At 63.8% G+C, this 18860-nt stretch carries 18 protein-coding genes; 9 read left to right on the plus strand and 9 right to left on the minus strand.

The window, feature by feature from the left end; all coding sequences use genetic code 11:
* The first annotated feature begins 87 nt into the window (after positions 1-87).
* Positions 88-876: a hypothetical protein gene (locus tag QX048_RS25100; RefSeq protein ID WP_316167939.1), complete on the plus strand. Its 789-nt coding sequence runs from the start codon at positions 88-90 to the stop codon at positions 874-876.
* Here the strand turns inward: QX048_RS25100 and QX048_RS25105 are convergent.
* From QX048_RS25105 to pcsA, 3 genes are all read right to left on the minus strand, one after another.
* A complete protein-coding gene (locus tag QX048_RS25105; RefSeq protein ID WP_315751589.1) occupies positions 866-1840 on the minus strand; it encodes a quinone oxidoreductase in 975 nt (324 codons plus the stop codon). The two genes, QX048_RS25100 and QX048_RS25105, sit on opposite strands and share 11 nt — an antisense overlap.
* 184 nt (positions 1841-2024) lie before the next feature.
* Positions 2025-2753 carry a TerC family protein gene (locus QX048_RS25110; protein WP_315828489.1) on the minus strand — a complete coding sequence of 243 codons (729 nt, stop codon included), beginning with the start codon at positions 2751-2753 and terminating at the stop codon, positions 2025-2027.
* Positions 2750-3484, minus strand: coding sequence for a phosphatidylcholine synthase (gene pcsA, locus QX048_RS25115; RefSeq protein ID WP_315711995.1), 735 nt, complete (start codon positions 3482-3484; stop codon positions 2750-2752). The genes QX048_RS25110 and pcsA overlap by 4 nt, the downstream gene beginning before the upstream one ends.
* A 118-nt stretch (positions 3485-3602) precedes the next feature.
* On the opposite strand from pcsA, the gene QX048_RS25120 reads away from it, so the two are divergent.
* Positions 3603-4802 carry a UbiH/UbiF family hydroxylase gene (locus QX048_RS25120; protein WP_315828488.1) on the plus strand — a complete coding sequence of 400 codons (1200 nt, stop codon included), beginning with the start codon at positions 3603-3605 and terminating at the stop codon, positions 4800-4802.
* 6 nt (positions 4803-4808) lie between these two features.
* Here QX048_RS25120 and QX048_RS25125 read toward each other — a convergent pair whose 3' ends face one another.
* Positions 4809-5762 carry an AEC family transporter gene (locus tag QX048_RS25125; protein WP_316170513.1) on the minus strand — a complete coding sequence of 318 codons (954 nt, stop codon included), beginning with the start codon at positions 5760-5762 and terminating at the stop codon, positions 4809-4811.
* Positions 5763-5906: 144 nt separating this feature from the next.
* Here QX048_RS25125 and hspQ point away from each other — a divergent pair, with 144 nt between their 5' ends.
* Positions 5907-6239, plus strand: a complete 333-nt coding sequence (hspQ, locus tag QX048_RS25130; RefSeq protein WP_315711998.1) for a heat shock protein HspQ — start codon at positions 5907-5909, stop codon at positions 6237-6239.
* A gap of 149 nt (positions 6240-6388) precedes the next feature.
* Here hspQ and QX048_RS25135 read toward each other — a convergent pair whose 3' ends face one another.
* Positions 6389-7165, minus strand: a complete 777-nt coding sequence (locus QX048_RS25135; protein WP_315751592.1) for an invasion associated locus B family protein — start codon at positions 7163-7165, stop codon at positions 6389-6391.
* Positions 7166-7426: 261 nt separating this feature from the next.
* Between QX048_RS25135 and QX048_RS25140 the strand changes: the two genes are divergently transcribed.
* From QX048_RS25140 to QX048_RS25150, 3 genes are all read left to right on the plus strand, one after another.
* The gene (locus QX048_RS25140) at positions 7427-9253 is read left to right on the plus strand and encodes an extracellular solute-binding protein (protein WP_315828485.1); all 1827 of its coding nucleotides are present in this window, start codon (positions 7427-7429) and stop codon (positions 9251-9253) included.
* Positions 9254-9304: 51 nt separating this feature from the next.
* Positions 9305-10813 carry a class I adenylate-forming enzyme family protein gene (locus QX048_RS25145; protein WP_315751594.1) on the plus strand — a complete coding sequence of 503 codons (1509 nt, stop codon included), beginning with the start codon at positions 9305-9307 and terminating at the stop codon, positions 10811-10813.
* Positions 10814-10925: 112 nt separating this feature from the next.
* Positions 10926-12158, plus strand: a complete 1233-nt coding sequence (locus tag QX048_RS25150; RefSeq protein ID WP_315828484.1) for a GGDEF domain-containing protein — start codon at positions 10926-10928, stop codon at positions 12156-12158.
* 299 nt (positions 12159-12457) lie between these two features.
* On the opposite strand, the gene QX048_RS25160 is transcribed toward QX048_RS25150, so the two are convergent.
* Positions 12458-12691: a hypothetical protein gene (locus QX048_RS25160; RefSeq protein WP_315712004.1), complete on the minus strand. Its 234-nt coding sequence runs from the start codon at positions 12689-12691 to the stop codon at positions 12458-12460.
* A 60-nt stretch (positions 12692-12751) separates the two neighbouring features.
* Positions 12752-14125 (minus strand): OpgC domain-containing protein, encoded by a 1374-nt coding sequence (opgC, locus tag QX048_RS25165; RefSeq protein WP_316159437.1) that lies wholly within the window; start codon positions 14123-14125, stop codon positions 12752-12754.
* A gap of 581 nt (positions 14126-14706) precedes the next feature.
* On the opposite strand from opgC, the gene QX048_RS25170 reads away from it, so the two are divergent.
* Positions 14707-15369 carry a response regulator transcription factor gene (locus tag QX048_RS25170; protein WP_315751597.1) on the plus strand — a complete coding sequence of 221 codons (663 nt, stop codon included), beginning with the start codon at positions 14707-14709 and terminating at the stop codon, positions 15367-15369.
* Here QX048_RS25170 and QX048_RS25175 read toward each other — a convergent pair.
* Complete coding sequence (locus QX048_RS25175; protein ID WP_315826935.1) at positions 15364-17478, minus strand: MASE1 domain-containing protein; 2115 nt, start codon at positions 17476-17478, stop codon at positions 15364-15366. The two genes, QX048_RS25170 and QX048_RS25175, sit on opposite strands and share 6 nt — an antisense overlap.
* Positions 17479-17824: 346 nt before the next feature.
* Between QX048_RS25175 and QX048_RS25185 the strand changes: the two genes are divergently transcribed.
* On the plus strand, positions 17825-18118 hold the full coding sequence (locus QX048_RS25185; protein ID WP_315712009.1) for a hypothetical protein: 294 nt from the start codon (positions 17825-17827) through the stop codon (positions 18116-18118).
* An 86-nt stretch (positions 18119-18204) separates the two neighbouring features.
* On the opposite strand, the gene QX048_RS25190 is transcribed toward QX048_RS25185, so the two are convergent.
* Entirely contained in the window at positions 18205-18411 is a 207-nt protein-coding gene (locus QX048_RS25190; RefSeq protein WP_315712010.1) for a DUF2283 domain-containing protein, read from the minus strand.
* A 215-nt stretch (positions 18412-18626) separates the two neighbouring features.
* On the opposite strand from QX048_RS25190, the gene QX048_RS25195 reads away from it, so the two are divergent.
* Positions 18627-18848, plus strand: coding sequence for a hypothetical protein (locus QX048_RS25195; RefSeq protein WP_315712011.1), 222 nt, complete (start codon positions 18627-18629; stop codon positions 18846-18848).
* Positions 18849-18860: the final 12 nt, after the last annotated feature.

The raw sequence follows: 18860 nt of genomic DNA on the forward strand, positions 1-18860 counted from the left end.
CTCTCTGCCTCATCCCTGTCGACCGCGGTGCGCCGGGTGCGCCGCGGTCGCTGGCGTTTTGGTCCGTGCGCGCGTCGGAGGACAACATTGAGCGAAGCGGCTTTCAACGAACTGCGACGGGTCTTCAACGCGCTGCTGGCGTCCGGGTTGGCCTCGCAGAACCTGGCAGACATGCTCGCCGACCGCGCCTTCGATCTGTTCGAAGCCAACATCGATGCCCAGACGGCGCATCTGCCCACCCTCGCCTGCGCCAAGGGCTGCCCCTCCTGTTGCGCGCTGCGCGTGACCGCGACGGCACCGGAGATCTTCCTGCTCGCGCGCTACGCCCGGCAGATCGATCAGCGCATGCCGGCAACCGCGCTCGGCTCGCTGTCACGCCGGATCAAGCTCGCCAACCGCGCGACGCGTGGCCTGAGCGAGACCGAGCGAATGAAGCTGCGCCAGCCTTGCCCATTCGTCGTGCGCGGCGGCTGCATCATCCATCCCGCGCGTCCGCTCGCCTGCCGCGGCCATGCCTCGTTCGACCGGCGCGCCTGCGCGCAGGCCATGGCCGGCCGCGAGGTGGACGTGCCGGTCTCGGCGCCACACGTCGCGCTGCGCGCCCTGGTGCAGGATTCGCTCAGGGACGCGCTCGGTGCTGCGGGGCTCGCCTCTGGCCTCTATGAGCTCAACCAGGGTCTCGTTCTGGCGCTCGACGCCCCCGAGCGCGAGCGCGCCTGGCGCGACGGACAGGACAGCCTCGCGCCGGCGCGGATCGAGGCGTCGACGACGGCAGCGCAGACGGACGCGGTGCTCTGGAGCTCGGCGGCGGGTGACGCTTCGATCCGGGACGAGGTTCCAGAGGCAGAGCCAGGTCGCCAATCTCCTATGGCTTGAGGATCGAGGCCCCGGTCGTGACGCGGCTTTCGAGATCGGCGTGCGCCCGGCCCGCATCCTTCAGCGCATAGGCGTGATTGATCTGCACGTGCAGCTTGCCGCTGATCACCGCCGAGAACAGCGTGTCGGCGCCCTCCAGCAGCTCGGACCGTTTGCCGATGTAGTCGTTGAGCTTCGGCCGGGTCGCGAATAGAGAGCCGTGACTGTTGAGCTCGGCGATCGAGAATGGCGGCACCGGACCCGAGGCATTGCCGAAGCTAACGAACAAACCGCGCGGCTTCAGGCAGGACAAGGAGCCGGGGAAGGTCGACTTGCCGACGCCGTCATAGACCACGTCGCACAATTCGCCGCGGCTGATCTGCTTGACCCGCGCGACGAAGTCCTCCTCGTTGTAGAGGATGACGTGGTCGCAGCCATTGGCCAGCGCCAGATCCGCCTTCGCTGTGGAGCCGACGGTGCCGATGACGTGCGCGCCGAGCGCGCGCGCCCACTGGCAGGCCAGCAGGCCGATGCCGCCCGCGGCGGCGTGGATCAGGACGCGATGGTGCGGCTCGACCTTGAAGGTCTTGTGCAGCAGGTACCAGACCGTCAGCCCCTTGAGCATCAGCACCGCGCCCTGCTCATAGGTGATGTGGTCGGGCAGCTTGACCAGCCGCTGCCAGCCGATGTTGCGCTCGGTGGCATAGCCGCCGAGGTTCTCATAATACGCGACGCGGTCGCCGGGATGGAAATGCGTGACGCCCGGCCCCACGGCGATCACCTCGCCTGCCGCCTCGTTGCCGGCGATGAACGGCAGGCCGGGCGCCTTGTACAGTCCGGTGCGATAGTACACGTCGATGAAGTTGAGGCCGATCGCGTGCTGGCGGATGCGGACCTCGCCGGGGCCGGGCGCGACGAGATCAACCGGCTCATAGACGAGCGCTTCGGGGCCTCCCACCTTGTGCACGCGCACCGCCTTGACCATCCCGCCATCTCCCCTTCGGACTCTCCATCGCCGCCTCCGGGAATCCGGCGAAAGAACCTTCGACACTTACCTGATTCTCATCGACATCCGGCTCCGTTGAAGGAGCCGACCTCCGGCCGCGCATCCGGCGCTGCCGGCGGCAAAAGCGAAGGCGATCACGACGGCCTTGTCAACTCGGCGCCTGTCAGGCGTTGCGCTTCCTGCGGTTGCGCGAGGCCATCACGTTGAAGGCTTCGACTGCCAGCGCAAAGACGATCGCGAAGTAGATGTAGCCGCGCGGGATGTGGAACTCGAAGCCGTCGGCGACCAGCGCGACGCCGATCAGCACCAGGAAGGCCAGCGCCAGCATCTTGGTGGTCGGATGGTTTGCCACGAAACGCGCGACGGGTCCCGAGGACACGTACATGATGACGACCGCGATGATGACGGCGGCGATCATGATCTCGAGATCCTGGGCCATGCCGATCGCGGTGATGATCGAGTCCAGCGAGAACACGAGATCGATGACGATGATCTGCAGAATCACCCAGAAGAACTTGTTGGCGCCGCCGCCCTGCGACCCCTCCTCCCCCTCACGCGCCTCGACCTCGGCATGGATCTCGTGCGTGGCCTTGGCGATCAGGAACAGGCCGCCGGCGATCAGGATGATGTCGCGCCAGGAGAAGCCGAGGCCACCGATCGTGAACACCGGCTGCGTCAGCCCGATCAGCCAGACCAGCACGCTGAGCAGCAGGATGCGGAAGATCAAGGCCAACGCCAGCCCGATCTGGCGGGCGCGTGTCGCCTGCGGCTGCGGGATGCGCGAGGTGATCACCGACAGGAAGATGACGTTGTCGATGCCGAGAACGATCTCGAGGGCGGTCAGGGTGAGCAGCGCGGCCCACGCTTCGGGACTGGTCAGAAGGTCGATCATGCTTTCAAGGATCTCAACAGGCGGATCGCGGAGTCGCTCGCGACGATGTAGAGGGCGATCGCGCACAACAGCGTCGTTACAATCGGGCCCACGGCGAAGTTGTTTCCCAGCGCGTCGATGACCAGGACGCCCCAGAGCGCGACCAGCGGCAGCGTCAGCCAGCGCAGCCGCTCGACGCGCACCGGGTGGATGACATGGAATGGGACGAAGGTCAGCGCGATCAGGACCGCGAGACCCAAGGTCGCCAACGATGGCGAGGGATGCAGCAGGAACAGGTAGAATGCCGCGATGTTCCAGAGTCCCGGAAACCCGCGAAAATGATTGTCGTCGCTCTTCATGCGGCGATCGGCGAAATACAGTGCGCCGGTGACGGCGATGCCGACGCCGATGACCGGCGCGGCGAGCGGCAGCAGCATCCCGCTGGCGGTGATGGCGTAGGCCGGCACGAACACATAGGTCGTGAAATCCACCACCAGATCGAGCACGTCGCCCGACCAGTCCGGCTGCACATGGACGACGTCGAGCCGGCGCGCCAGCGGCCCGTCGATGCCGTCGATGATGAGCGCGCCGCCGAGCCACCAGAACATCGCAGTCCAATGCTCGCGCACGGCCTCGAGCATCGCGAGCAGCGCGACGCCCGCACCGAGCGCGGTGAAGACGTGCACCGAGAACGCCGCGGCACGATGCGCGGGCGTTGCGGCCACCCTGCTCTCTGGTCTCAACTGATCCATGCGACGCCAGTGCTATCAGGAATCGGAGCCAATTGCATATCCGCAGTTGCGGCCATGCGCCGCGCAGGCTCACGCAATACCCTTGAAAAAGCCCTGCAGGAACGTCAAATGTTCCCGCATGAGCAACACAGACGCCAGCTTTGATGTCATCGTCGTCGGCGGCGGACCCGCCGGGCTCGCCGCCGCGATTGCATTGTCGCAGACCGGGGCGCGGACGGCGCTCGTGGCCCGCAAGGCTCCATATGCCGACAACCGCACCACCGCCCTGCTCGGCGGCTCGGTCGATTTCCTCGACGAGATCGGCGTCTGGTCATCGTGTCGTGACCGCGCCGCCGGCCTGAAGGCGATGCGGCTGGTCGACGATACCGGCCGGCTGTTCCGAGCCCCGGAGGTGCGCTTCGTCGCCGACGAGATCGGTCTCGACGTGTTCGGCTACAACATCGCCAATGCCATCCTGGTCGAGGCGCTGGAACAACGCGCCAGCGAAATCGACGGCCTGGTGCGGATCGCCGAGGATGCGGAAAGCGTGCGCAGCGATGCCGATGCGGTGACCGTCACCAGCGCATCGGGCCGCGTGCTGACGGCGCGGCTCGTGGTCGGCGCCGATGGCCGGCATTCGCTGTGCCGCGAGGCCGCCGGCATCGGCGTGAGCCGGCGCACGCTGCAGCAGTCTGCGCTGACCTTCAACATCACCCATGCGCGGCCGCATCACAACGTGTCGACGGAATTCCACACGCCGCAGGGCCCCTGCGTGTTCGTGCCGCTGCCGGGCGACCGCTCCAGCGTCGTCTGGGTCGCAGCCCCGAAGGAGGCCGACCGGCTGTTCGCGCTCGACGACGACGCCCTGTCCGACGCCGCCGAGCGGCAGTCGCATTCGATCTTCGGACGCGTTCGCGTCGAGCCGGGCCGCCATGTGTTTCCGCTCGCGATCGAGCGGCCCCTGCGCTACGCGCAAAACCGCATCGCCCTGGTCGGCGAGGCCGCGCATGTGGTGCCGCCGATCGGTGCGCAGGGACTGAACCTCGGCCTGCGCGACGGCATCGACATCGCCGATGTCGTGCGCAAGGCCAATGCGGCCGGCGAGGATATCGGTGCCCCGCAGGTGCTCGCGCGCTACGGTGCCGCGCGCCGCGCCGACATCCTGAGCCGCACCTTCGCCATCGACGTCGCCAACCGCTCGCTGCTCAGCGATCTCCTGCCGATGCAGTCGCTGCGCGCCGTCGGCATGCACCTGATGAGCGGCATCGGTCCGCTGCGGCGGCTCGCGATGCGCGAGGGCCTGGCGCCGTCATGGAGAGCCACGCGCAAGGCCGGTTGAGCACCGTCAGGGAAACACCAGCCGGCCAGTCTGGATCAGCCACATCACGCTGGTCAGGGTGATCACCGAGGCGAAGGTGCCGATCAGCACCGCCGATGAGGCCGGCTCGATCCAGCTGTCATTCTGGCGCGCGATCACGAACACATTGAGCGCCGGCGGCAGCGCCGCCATCAGCACCGCAGTCGCCGCCCAAGGCTGCGCGAACGGCCCGAACAGCAGCATCAGCCCGAACGACAGCAGCGGGTGGACGACGAGCTTCACCACGGTCAGGACCGGCACCTCCCAGGGCAGCCGCTCGAACGGGCGCAGCGCCACGGTCACGCCGAGCGCGAACAGCGCCGTCGGCGCAGCGGCGTTTTGCAGGAACTGCAGGGTGCGGTCGAGCACGGTCGGCGGATGCAGCTGAAACGCCGCCGCCAGCATGCCGGCTGCCGTCGCCATGATCAGCGGGTTCTGCAGGATCTGGCGCAGCACCGTGCGCAGCGCATGCACCACCGAGGCGTGGTCGCGCTCGGTCAGCTCGACGAGCAGCGGCACGATCGAGAACAGGAAGATGCTGTCGCAGCAGAAGATCAGCGCGGTCGGCGCCGCCGCCTTGGTCCCGAGCACGGCCAGCGCCAGCCCAGGCCCCATATAGCCGATGTTGCCGTAGCCGCCCGCGAGCCCGGCCATGGTCGCCTCGCGTAGCGACAGCCGCCCGATGGCCTTGCCGAGCACGAGCGCCAGGGCGAAGGTGAGCATGGTAGCGAGCGTCGTTGCAACCAGGAAGGGAGGGTTGCTCAGCTCCGTGAACGGCGTGCGCGCGATGAGGTTGAACATCAAAGCGGGCAGCGAGACGTAGAGCAGGAAGAAGTTCATCCAGGCGAGCCCGGCTTCGGGCAGCCTCCTCCACTTACCGCAGGCGAAGCCTATGAAAACGACGCCGAAATAAGGCAGGGCCAGATTGAGAATGTCGAACATGGGCTCGGAAGATGACCCCCTGAGGGGGCCTGGGAAGGGCCTGGAATGCGGGGGCGTCGCGGCTTGACGCGAATCGGATCGGTCTAGATCAAATCCGCCCGCGGGGCACTAGCATCGCTCCCCATCCTGGTCTATTCGACTGGGATGATCAAAGCGCGAACTGCCAAGTTTCAGATCGGCCAGATCGTCCGGCATCGGGTGTTCTCGTTCCGGGGCGTGATTTTCGACATCGATCCGGAGTTCAACAACACCGAGGAATGGTGGTTGTCGATTCCCGAGGAGGTCCGTCCGCACAAGGACCAGCCATTTTATCACCTGCTGGCCGAGAACGCGGAATCCGAATACGTCGCCTATGTCTCCGAGCAGAACCTGGTTCCCGACGAGTCCGGCGAGCCGATCCGCCATTCCCAGGTTGCGGAGATCTTCATCAAGGACAAGTCGGGCGGCTATCGTCCGCGCAATCCGCTGATGAACTGACCTGTCGACCGGAGGGTTTCAACCCAGCGCCGCCGGCGCAGGCTTGATCTTTGGTCCCGGCGCGCAAGTTCCCCTCACATCCGTCCGCAGAACGAAAAAGGCGCTCCGAATGGAGCGCCCTTGATTTTGCGGAATGGACCCGACCGGCGTTACTGCTTCGCCTGCGGCTGGCCCGGCTGGGTCTGCTCGAGCTTCTTGCGCTGCTCCTCGGCGCGCTTCTGCAGCTCTTCCTGCAGCTTCTTCTGGGTTTCTTCGAACTGCTTCGGGTCGGTCGGCGGACCATCATAGGCCTTGGCGAAGCTGCTGTTGCCTTCCTGCAGCGGCAGCGGCAGCGTCAGCGCGGTGCCGTTCGAGTTGATCGCCTGGACGTAGAGGGTCTGGCCCTTCTTGAGGCTGTTCACGAATTCGGGCGTTGCTTCGTAGTCCGACATGCAGCCGTTCTGGAAGCAGATGACGTATTTGCCTTCCATGAACTGGTTGTTGTCGATGACGATGCGGGTGCCGGGCTGCAACTGCATGCCGAGCGGCAGGGTCACACGCAGGATCTTCTTCGGCTCGCCTTCGGGCTCGATGATGACCGCTGCAACCACAGGCTGACCGGATTCGATGCGGCCGTCCTTGCCGATGAAGCAGACCTGCTTGGCGTTGGCATCCTGCCCCTTCAGGCAGAACTTGGTCCACGGCGCATAGATCAGCTGCGGCATCTCCTGCTGAGCCTGGGCCTGAGGCTGGCCGCCGGCGGGAGGAGTGGCAGGGGCCTGGGCGGCCGGAGCGGGAGCCTTGGGAGCGGCAGCCGGAGCCTTCGCCTTCGGCGCTTGAGCCTGCGCAACCGAAGGAGCGAAGGAAACGGCCAGCGCGGTGACCGCGAGCAGCGCGACAAGCCGCCCACGCGGCCCAACCGACGAGGCCAAGTCACGGAAATTCATTGCGGAAAACCCTTTCTGAACGGCAGCGCCCGAGACCGCCAAAGGCGCCACACCAAGCCGTTGAAGCGGCTGTCTCCTCAGGAAATGAGGCGGTTGAGTGACAGGCGTTACCGCCGTAACTCAATCGCCCGCCTTCTTAACGCGGTGCGCGGAAGAATCAATGCCGCGAGACCATGTCGAAGCCGCGGTCTAGCGCTGGCGAGCGTGTGGTAAAAGCCCCTTGTGACCTGTTCCGAATCAAATGCTTGCGCCCCGATCCTGATGCTGCAGCGCATGTTCAGCGCGGCCGTGCGATGTGTCGCCGTCACCCTGGCATTGTTGCCCGAGGTCTACACTCCCATGGCGAAAGCGGCAGAAACTGCGGCGATCGCCATGCATGGTCACCCGGCCTTGCCCGCCGACTTCGACCACATGGCGTACGCGAATCCCGACGCGCCCAAGGGCGGTCGTCTGGTCTGGGGACTGCTCGGCACCTTCGATAGCCTGAACCCGTTCATCGTCCGCGGCATCGCAGTGCAGCAAATCCGCAGCTATGTGGTCGAGAGCCTGCTCACCCGCGGCAATGACGAGCCGTTCACGCTGTATGGCCTGCTGGCGAAAACCGTCGAGACCGACGAGAACAGGACCTATATCACCTTCCGGCTCGACCCGCGCGCCCGCTTCTCCGACGGCAGCCGGGTGCGCGCCGAGGACGTGGCGTTCTCCTTTGCGCTGCTGCGTGATCACGGCCGCCCCAACCACCGGCAATACTACGGCAAGGTCGCCAGGGTCGACGTGCTTGATCCGCTGACCATCCGGTTCGATTTCGGCGGCGCCGAAGACCGCGAGTTGCCGCTGATCCTCGGCCTGATGCCGATTCTGGCGAAGCACGCGACCGACCTGGCGAGCTTCGAGGACACGACGATGACCGCGCCGCTCGGGTCGGGCCCGTATCGTGTCACCGCGGTGCAGCCGGGATCCAGTGTCACCCTCATCCGCAATCCGGACTATTGGGGACGCGACCTGCCGGTCAACCGCGGATTGTGGAACTTCGACGAGGTCCGGCTCGATTACTACCGCGAGTCCAATGGACAGTTCGAAGCCTTCAAACGCGGGCTGTACGACTTCCGCGTCGAGACCGAACCGCTGCGCTGGCACGACGGCTACGACTTCCCGGCCGCGCGCAATGGCGAGGTCATCCGCGACAGCTTCACCTCGGGGATGCCGCAGCCCTCGCAGTTCCTGGTGTTCAACACGCGGCGGCCGGTGTTCGCCGACGTGAAGGTGCGCCGTGCGCTGACGCTGCTGTTCGATTTCGAATGGATCAACCGCAACTACTTCTTCGGGCTGTACCGCCGCAGCGGTGGCTATTTCGCCGGATCCGAGCTTTCGGCCTATGGACGTCCAGCCGATGCGGCCGAGCTCGATCTGTTGAAGCCGTACGCCGCGCAGATCCCCCCCGATATCATGGACGGCAGCTACCGCCTGCCGATCACCGACGGGTCCGGCCGCGACCGCGCAACGCTGAAGGCGGCGCTCGATCTGCTTGGCGAGGCCGGCTATGGCTTCGACGGGACGGTCTTGCGGTATCGGACGACGCGGGCCCCCCTCGCCTTCGAGATCCTGGTCACGACGCGCGACCAGGAGCGTATTGCGCTGGCTTACGCCGGCAGTCTCAAGCGGGCCGGCATCAATGCGTCCGTCAGGGTCGTCGATCCCGTGCAGTTCGACCAGCGCCGCCTGAGCTTCGAGTTCGACATGATCCAGAACCGCTGGGACCAGTCGCTGTCTCCCGGCAACGAGCAGGCGTTCTATTGGGGCAGCGAGGCCGCCGACCGCACCGGAACCCGCAACTACATGGGCGCCAAGGACCCGGCGATCGACGCCATGATCGCGGCGCTGTTGCGCGCCCGCGACAGGCCGGAATTTATCTCGACGGTTCGCGCATTGGACCGTACCCTGATGGCGGGGTTCTACGCTATTCCAGTGCTCAATGCCGCCGAGGAATGGATCGCGCGGTGGAATCGTATAGAACGGCCAGAGAGGACAGCTTTGACGGGAGCGCTCCCGGAGAGCTGGTGGCAGCGGCCGGAGCCGGCACGGAAGTGACCAATCGGGGCAATTGGTCGTGGCCGGGTCCGTGAAAGTACGGGGCAACAGGTGAATCAGGCCAATACGTCGCCGACGCTCGACGCGTTGTTTCAACGCATCCTGGCGCGCAAGCCGGATGCGGTTGCGCTGGTCGATCCGATCAACAAGCAGCGCGTCACCGGGCGACCGCCGATGCGCCTGACCTATGCCGAAGCCGATCGCGTGATCTCGGCGCTGGCCGCGCACTTCGTCGACGCCGGCCTGCCGGCTCATTCGGTGATCGCGGTCCAACTGCCCAACACGATCGAGTTCGTGCTGACGGTGCTGGCCGCGCATCGCGCCGGCCTCGTGGTCGCCGTATTCCCGCTGCTGTGGCGTCAGTCGGAGCTCGTGGCGGCGCTGAACCGCACCAGCGCGCGCGCCATCGTCACGATGTCGAAGATCGACGGCGTGATTCACTCCGATCTCGCGATGAATGCGGCGGCGGAGGCGTTCTCGATCCGCCACGTCTGCGGCTTCGGCTCCGACCTGCCCGAGGGGATGTATTCGCTGGACCAGTCGATCGCAAAACCCTCGCGCTCGACGCGCGGGCTCATGCCGGACGGCCGCAAGGCCGCGATCGTCTCCTTCGACGTGACCGCCGACGGCTTCCGCGCCGTGCCGCGCACCCATTTGAGCCTGATCGCCGGTGGGCTCGCCGTCTCGCTCGAGAGCGATCTGCCGCAGGGCGTGAACATGATGTCGGCCTTCCTGCCGTCGTCATTCGCCGGCCTCGCCGCCTCGGTCGTGACATGGCTGTTGTCCGGCGGCACCCTTGCGCTGCACCACCCGTTCGACGCCGACGCGCTGGAACAGCAGCTCGCAGAGCTGGCCTGCGATACGCTGGTCGCCCCGGCTCAACTCGCCTTGCGTCTCGACGAGGGCAATCTGGCCGCGCGGCTGCCGAACCTGCGCTATGTGCTCGGCCTGTGGCGCGCGCCCGAGCAGGTGGCGTCGAGCGCATCGTGGAAGACACGCGACATCGAGATGACCGACGTCTATCTGTTCGGCGAAGCCGGACTGTTCGCCGTGCGCCGCACCGCGGCCGATGGCAGTCCCGGGCCGGTCAAGCCGGGTCGCCAGGGCGCGCCGCGCGAACAGCCGGGCTCGTCGATCGCCGGCGAGATCCTGGTGACGCCGAAGGGCACGCTCGGGCTGCGTGGGCCCATGGTCGTGTTGGCCGCCTACGCGCCGCCGCAACCGCCGAGCGACTCGCTGATGCCGGCAGCGCCGCGCGACTACGTCGACACCGAATACGCCGTGCGCCTCGACCGCGCCCAGGACACGATCTCGATCACGGCGCCGCCGGCCGGCGTGATGGCCGTTGGCGGCTACCGCTTCCTCGCCCAGGATCTGCACGAATGGTCGAGGCGGCTGGGCCAGGGCGCGCTGCTGACCGCTCTGCCCGACCGTCTCAGCGGTCACCGCCTCGCGGGCCGCGCGATGGACAATGCGCGCGCGCGGGAAGCGCTTGCCGAGCTGGGACTCAATCCGCTGATGGTCGAGGCCTTCCGCGACCGCGCCGGCTCGGGCGGCTGATCCTGCCGTCCGGACAGCTACGGAACCGTCATGTTTGGAACAGTGTTGACGCTGCGTTAACGGGAGGGACCTAGGATCGCGATGTAACGTCAGCGTATCCTGAGTTCCCTGGATGTCCCCACAAGGCCCGCTTCTCATCGTCTCCTCGTCCACGCGGCCTTCGCTGAGTGCGGCCCTCGCGGTGGCGCAAATTCTCCCCTCCGTCGAGACGCGCTGGGCTGATGCGATCAGCATGATGTCCAAGGTTCAGCCGGCGGCGGTCGTTGCCGTCGTCGAGGATGTTGATGCAACCGAGCTTGCGGCGTTCTCGCGTCATGTCGGCGCGCGCAAGCCGTACGTGCCGCTGATCGCAATCGCACCCGGTGGCGCTGTCCTGCCCGACCACGCCATTCCCTTGCATGGCAGCGACAATCACGAGCGGCTGCTGGCGCGGCTGCGCGCGGCGTTGCGCGTCCGCACGCTGCACACCACCGTGCTGCGCCGTCTCGATGAGAAGAAAGCACCCGACGCCACATTGCCGGAAACAGATCCGCTCGATGACGCGACCGTGCTGCTGCTCGGCCGCGGCAGCTCCCTGCCCGGCCTGTCGGTCGCGCTCGGCGAACGCATGGCGGTCGTCGGCGCGCTGAGCATCGAAGCCGCCGCCAAACATCTGTCGAGCCGCGACATCGACGGCATCGTGCTCGGCGAAGGGTTTTCGCCGCGCGTGGTCGATGCGTTCCTCGCGGTGCTCGCCGAGGACACCCGCTTCCGCAACCTTGCCGTCGTCGTCACTGCCAACCAGCCGGCGCCGCTGCAGGAACTCGCCAATCTCGAGATCATCGCCGGCGCTCCCGCGCACATCGCGGCCAGCGCGCTGCCCTTGATCCGCCAGCACGCCTTCGAAGCCCGCCTCAACCGCACGCTGCGCGCCATCGAAGCCGGCGGCATGCTCGACCCGCAGACCGGCCTGCTCACCCGGAACGCCTTTGCGCGCGACTTTGCCACCGCCGTCAGCCAGACCCAGAAGAGCGGCGGCAGCCTGGCGGTGGCCCGCTTCGCCTTCGATCCGGTCAATCCGCGCGCCCAGTATGACGGCGCCCGCATCATCAGCCGCCTGATGCGGCGGATGGATTTCGGCACCCACGAGGACAACGGCTCCGTCGTCGTCGTGTTTGCCGAGACGGATCTGCGCTCGGCCCACGCCATCGCCCGCCGCCTCTCCAGCGTGATGCGCCACACCTCGCACGGCAAACGCGACACGCGCACGGAGCCTTCGGTCACCGTCGCCGCGCTGCAGCCGGGCGACACCGCGCGCACCTTGCTGGCCCGCGTCTACGGCGAGGCGCAACGCGCGGCTTCATAGAACGATGTTGCCTGCGTCACGGGCGTCATTGCGAGTGACCTGCCACCGAAGTTTCATCCAGGAGCATTTAGAGTCCTGTTGGGCTTTACGCCGAGTGGCGCGGGTGCCGCAACGGGCGAATGGCGGAGCTGGTGGGGGGTGCGCAGCCGATCGCCCGTTACGGTGCGGTTGGCCGCATAGGCCGCAAACTCCTAGGGGCAGGTCACTACAGCAAAGCATATAACGTCAGATCTGAGCCCTTCGTCTGGACCAAGAAAAAGGCCCGGCAACGCCGCTTCAAAGACCGCCGTATCACCGAGCTATGATTCCGGGTACCAGGTCCGCTTGCGCACGCCAGTTGAAACGGTCTCGTGTGCACGCACATGGGTGCAGATCGTGATAACGAGCGCAAGCCGGCTGCACTGCCAGTCAGCGCCGAGCGCGGCGCTAGTGGGTGACGTCACGTTGACCGACAATAATGCCGCTACGCTGGCAAACATCACGCACGCCGCGATCAGCACCGCTCCCTTGTGGGTCCTTGGGTGGGAAATCATGGCCTTGGCTCCTGTACGATGGCCGGAAGAATAAAGGGCAGGCTCCACAGTCCTTGTGAACTAATTCACGACCTGACCCACAGTTTTCGCTGGTGGCCCGAAGGCGTGCGCGATTGCTGGCGCTGGATCAGCGCCGCAGCCGGACTCGCGCACCGGAGCAAACAGCATCTTTGTTCGGCCACCTCGTCGGCCCGAGGCGGGCGGCGTGGACGGAATGTCAACGCCGAGCGCCTTGGCTGTCTTGAGATTGACGACCAGCTCAAACCTGGTTGTCTGCTCGACGGGCTTCGCGTCCGGCTGCTGCCTCGGCTCGATCTTGATCAAGTTCAGCAGCGTCGCCGCCACGATCATCACCAGGACGCCGCCAACACTGAGCGCGATCTGCATCGTCAGCCCCTCCGAGATGCCGAGCAGCGCCAGGCGGCTGGCGAACGTCAGCAGAACGCCGAGGCAGTAGATTGGCAGCGAATTCTGGCCACAGAGAATGGCGCCGCGCATCACCGCCGTCGTCAGCCCTCGCCAATTGCGAGGCACTAACCATACTACCAAAACCGCAAGGGCCAAGAAATGCAGCAGTCGCAATGGATCGAGATTAGATTTGTCCATCGGGTAAAGCAGCGTCAGCAGCGCCTGCGGGACCAGCGCTTCCAGCGGTTTGATGCTCCAGCTCAATGCGATGATGAGGCTGAACACCAGATAGAGAGCGGCAGCCACAAGCGCGGTGCGTGAGGTCACCCATGGCCGGGCTCTCTTGTCTTCGATCATCCACCACACGCCAAGCACGACCAGCAGCTGCCAAGCCAGCGGATTGAAGGCCCAGTGGCCGTTCGGCCATGCCGGGATGGTCCATCCGAAGACGTGCACCAGTGCGTAAAGCAACAGCGACGCGCCGAGCGTTGCGTTCGGCGCTCGCAGCAGCAGCCACAGCAGCGGCGCGAACAAAAGGTGATAAAGCACGAAGAGCGGCAAGACGTCGGTGTTGACGGGGCAGTATTGCAGGATCGCCGCGTGCGCGAGCGTCACGCCCGGCTGTTCCAACAGAATGCGCGTATTGCTCTCGTCGGCAAGATGGCCGCCGCCTGCGAGGTGAACCATGATGGCGCAGGCGAGCGTGAGCAGCAGAAATGCGACATAAATATCCCAGCTTCGCCACAGCGTCCGGCCGATCACGCCGGTCCACCCCCCGCAGCGCCATGCCTTGCCGTAGGCCAACGTGCAGCTTACGCCCGACACGAACATGAACACTTCCGCGGCATCGCTGAAGCCGTAGTTCCGCAGTGTCAGCCAGCTCCCGATGTTGTTGGGGACATGATCAAGAAAGATGCACCAGAGCGCGATGCCGCGGCAGGCATCAATGCGCAAATCGCGGCCGTAGCCTTTCAGCTCCGGCAACGCGCCTACCGATGGCTTCAGGTCGGCAGTTCGATCATGCATCTGATTGCCCCGTCCGGCGTACGAGCACGCTTCAAGAGGGACCGAATTTGACAGAAAGTCACCGCCGCGCTGCCGGATCGTGACAACGCCGCAATCTAGATTTGCTTCACGCCGACCCCGGCCACCAAAGCTATTACGATAATGATCATATGGCGGCTGGCGGCGCTTGGTAGAACCTGCTGGCGCGTGAGGCTGTCCGTTTGACGATCATCGTTCAAACGGCAGAGCGCGTAAATCAGCCGGAGGTCCACAGAGAGAGGTTCCTAGGTCCTATGATCAAGGTACCGTACAGATCTCGGCATCAATCACCTTTGCCTACAGGCGAAGGAGACCCTGAGTCCCACGACTTTCGTGGTCCGTACTCGCGCTCCTACCGTGCGGTGACTACAATTACACCACACAACGGCATTCGGCTCCTACCTTGAGTGCCCGGCGGCGAACCGCTGGTTGGGCCAAGGATGATGGTGGATAGACGGTATCGAGAGCCAGTCTTCCGCCAGCTTCTTCCTCGCCAAAGACCCGAAGGTGGGTGTATGTTTTTTGAGTTGGATCTCCGTGCAATGGGATGACGGAGAGCTTTTATGAAAGTTCTTATTGTCGACGACCATGCATTAATCCGCGAGGCGTTGCACGCTGTCGTGAAACAACTGAAGCGAGACTCCGTCATTTTTGAAGCTTCGAACGGCCGTGAGGCAGTGCACATAGTCGAGGAACATCCTGACATCAGCCTCATTTTGCTTGATATCAATTTGCCTGATCGAGATGGCTTCTCTGTCCTCCGCGAACTGCGTGACCGCTATGCGACCATTGCTATCGTCATTCTCTCGTCCTCGGATGATCAAGATACAGTCAAGCGTGCCTTCAAACTTGGCGCTCTGGGTTTCATCCCGAAAACTACCGAACGTGAGGTCATGCTCAACGCCATCAAGTTAGTGTTCTCTGGCGGCATTTACATTCCCTCGGAGATACTTGAGGAACCAACGTCTCCGCGGCCTGCAAATAAGCTAGCGACGCGGGACTCTCCCAAGGGTCTCGGGTTGACCGATCGGCAGATTGAAGTGCTTGCGCTCCTGATGAAGGGAAAAAGCAACAAGATCATTGCCAAGACCCTCGATATGGCCGTGCCGACCGTGAAGAACCACATCACGGTCGTTCTCAAGGCACTCAATGTAACGAGTCGCACCGAGGCAGTAATAGAAGTAGGAAAAATGGGCTGGGACTTGTCGCCGAAATCTGATTCATAACGCCGCCCCGGTGTCTCTCCTATCGCCTTGATCCCTCAAGAACTCGTGCATGACAGCGCGGAGCCGCATTGGGTCGACAGGTTTGTGCAGCAAAATGTACCCTCTGTCCTTAGCGTCACGTAATGGTTCGGGTGCCGTATCGCCGCTGGTGAGGATAGCTGGAATTGACGAGCCAAACGCCGCACTAATTTGTTCAATTGCTCGGATACCGGTCTTTCCGCTGGCAAGATGATAGTCCGAGATTATAAGATCGAGGCGTTGTTGGCGCTCAGCCAGTCGGATGAGCGCAGCTTCGTCGGATCCGGCGGTAAGGACGGAGTATCCCCATTTGCCAAGCAATCCGCCCGTCTCCTCTCGCACAATTGGAGCATCGGCAATAACAAGAATTACCTTACCCTCGACCGCTGCGGGGCGAGGTGAGTCGACGGGCTCAGTGGACCTGACGCATTTATCGGCCATCGGAATCAGGATTGAGAATCGCGAACCTCGGCCCATAGTCGAAGCTAAGTCGACTTGATGGTTGAGAAGTACGCGAAGCCTGTCGACAATAGCCAGGCCGAGCCCCAGGCCGCCGTACCGGTTCCGTTCTGGGCCGGGTAGTTGAAAAAACTCGCCAAAGATATTCTGCTTCTGATCCTCAGGAATGCCGGGACCGCTATCCCATACTTCGATACGCAACATTTCACCGCGCCGACGACATCCGACAATGATCCCGCCCCGTGACGTATAGCGCACAGCATTGGATACCAGATTGAGCAGTATGCGTTCGAGCAGCATGGCGTCGCTCCGCACCCAGGCGTCACTTCGCCGAACGCGTAGACGCAAGCCTTTTTCTCGCGTTGCCTGATCAAACGTAGTCTCAATTGTTTGCAACAGGCGCGCGATCGGGAATTCGGTAATTTTGGGTGTAAGGATTCCAGCATCGAGCCTGGAAATATCCAGGAGCGAGTTGAACATTTCATCCATTTCTTTGCGCGTTGCATCGATCCGCTCGATCGTCTTTGTCCTTTCCCCCGATTTGAGCGGCGTGCGCAGCTGTGCAACGAACAGGCCTAGTGCATGTAATGGCTGCCGCAAATCATGGCTTGCCATGGCAAGAAAGCGCGATTTTGCTGCATTGGCGAGCTCCAGCTCTTGCGTACGCTCAGCGACCTTCCGTTCGAGTTCCATCTGCGCGTGGCGCAGACTTTCCTCCGCTTTCTTGCGCACCTCGACGTCGGCGCTCAGTAGCAAGCTTGGAACGGCAATACTGATCAAAAACATCAATACCAGCAGGAATGAAACGTTGAGATCCACGGTCGTGAAGGGGCCGCCGCCCGTGAGCGTCCCCCAAATCGTGATCCCCGCAAGCACCAGCGCAACCGTTGCGGTGTCACGTGGACCGCAGCGCAGCGCCGCCCACAACATTGGCAGGATCGCGAGAAAACCCAGTGGATTTCGGCTCGGCGTTTGCTCGATCAGGGGGCTGAAAGCAATGAGTCCAACAGCCGCCGCTGTTGCGAGGACGCCGACCGCCTCCAAGAATTCCTTGCGGTTGAAAGCATGGTAGGGGCTTGATGCCCAAAGCACGATAACGGGGGCAATGACCAGCGCGCCGGTCACATCTCCCAGCCACCATGTGACCCAGGCGTTTGCGAAATTCGTCCGTTCGATGTACCCGGCGGTTGCCAGGCTGGACAGTCCAATGCTGGCGCTGATCGGTGTCGCGATCACGAGGCAAATCAGGGTAAACTTCGCGACAGAATATGGCGTCGAAAACGTATTACATCCGCTCGACCATCGATTGATTAGGTAAGCGCCAACAACCGCTTCAAGAGAGTTACCGGTCGCAATCGCAATCGCGGTGGCAACCGAGCCGGCGGTCGTCGCATTGGCGATCACCGCCGCCGTGAAAATTGCGGGCCAAGTCCGATATCCCCACAACAGCACCGCCGCCAGCGCGACACCTGTCGGTGGCCAAATTGGCGTTGCACTGGGATGAATAGAGGCGAGAGCAAGGCCACCTTTTGCCAGGGCGAAATAGATCAGTCCAATTGCGACCAGACCGCCGGCATAGCTAATGCCTCGGCGGAAATTTATCTCCGGCGATAGTGATCGTGGATCGGACATCGTCGATGCCTGAACTAGGCAGTTGGATCGCCCCCCACAACTGACCTTTGATCTTCTTGAAGATCTGCGAAACTGATCTCGTTGATAAAAATCTGTGAAACATTAATCCTCTTTAGGGACTCGTGCGACCATCTCAAGGTTGCACACGCGTTCGAGCCGGACTTAGCTAGCGCTCGCATGATGCCGATACCGGCGAGCATCGCAGGCCCGCCCTGTTCTGCAACTGACCTGCCACCGAAGTTTCATCCGGTAGGATTTAGAGTCCTGTTGGGTTTGACGCCGAGTGGCGCGGGTGCAGCAACGGGCGATTGGCGGAGCTGGTCGGGGTTGCGCAGCCGTTCGCCCGTTGCGGGGAGGTTGGCGGCTGAAGAATGGCGGCGGCCTTGCCGTCGCGCGCTTCGCCTTCGATCACGTCAACCCCCGCGCCCAATATGACGGCGCGCGCATCATCAGCCGGCTGATGCGCCGGATGGATTTCGGGACCCACGAGGACAACGGCTCGGTCGTGGTCGTGTTCGCCGAGACCGATCTGCGTTCGGCCATGCGATCGTGCGGCGGCTGTCGAGCCGTGATGCGCCATACCTCGCATGGCAAGCGCAACGCGCGCATGGAGACGGCGGTGACCGTCGCCGCGCTGTAGCAGGGCGACACCGCACGCACGCTGCTGGCCCGGGTCTATGGCGAGCCGCAGCGCGCGGCGTCGTGAAGCCCACTAGTAAGCCTGCCTCAGGCAAGCACTTCAATTCCGATGAGCCGCCCATCCGCATCGAGATCCAGGATTATGTCGGCGCCAACGTATGAAAGAAGGTCAGACAATGGTACTTGCCTGGCAGAGCACCCCTTTGTTCCTGACCCGGGATGCTCAGGCAACATCAGATACGCCACGTTCGGATCGTCTGCACTGATGCGAAGTGCGATGTTACGTTGCGTCATCGACATCTCCCAAGCAGGCGCATCAACGTCCGTAAGGTGGGTACACGCGCATGCACGATCTCGCCATATGTGAGCGCAAGACGGCGCCGTGCCCGCCATCCCAAGAAATTAGCCGAGCGTACCATAAATTGTAAGGGATCGCTTCCAGCAAGTCCAAGACACGGCGTGTGCGCGTGGCTCGCATATCCTGACTTCGGTCGTCAGATCTCATCGGCTTGGCCACGATCTCAACCGAACACTGGCATCTTCAGATCGCGCATTTGCCCCACTCGTCTGATGCTATCACCCTTAGTTCGGGGGCGTCTGACGAAGCGAAGGATGGCGCGATGCAAAACCGACAATCTCGCGATGAGACCGACTGGATCAGCGTGATCGCGATCGTCTCAGTCTTCACGATCGCCAGCCTTGCGTTGCATTTCGGCTGGATGCTTCGCTAACGCTCCATTGCG

This window comes from Bradyrhizobium sp. SZCCHNS30572, assembly GCF_032484415.1.
In the GTDB taxonomy this organism is placed as follows: domain Bacteria; phylum Pseudomonadota; class Alphaproteobacteria; order Rhizobiales; family Xanthobacteraceae; genus Bradyrhizobium.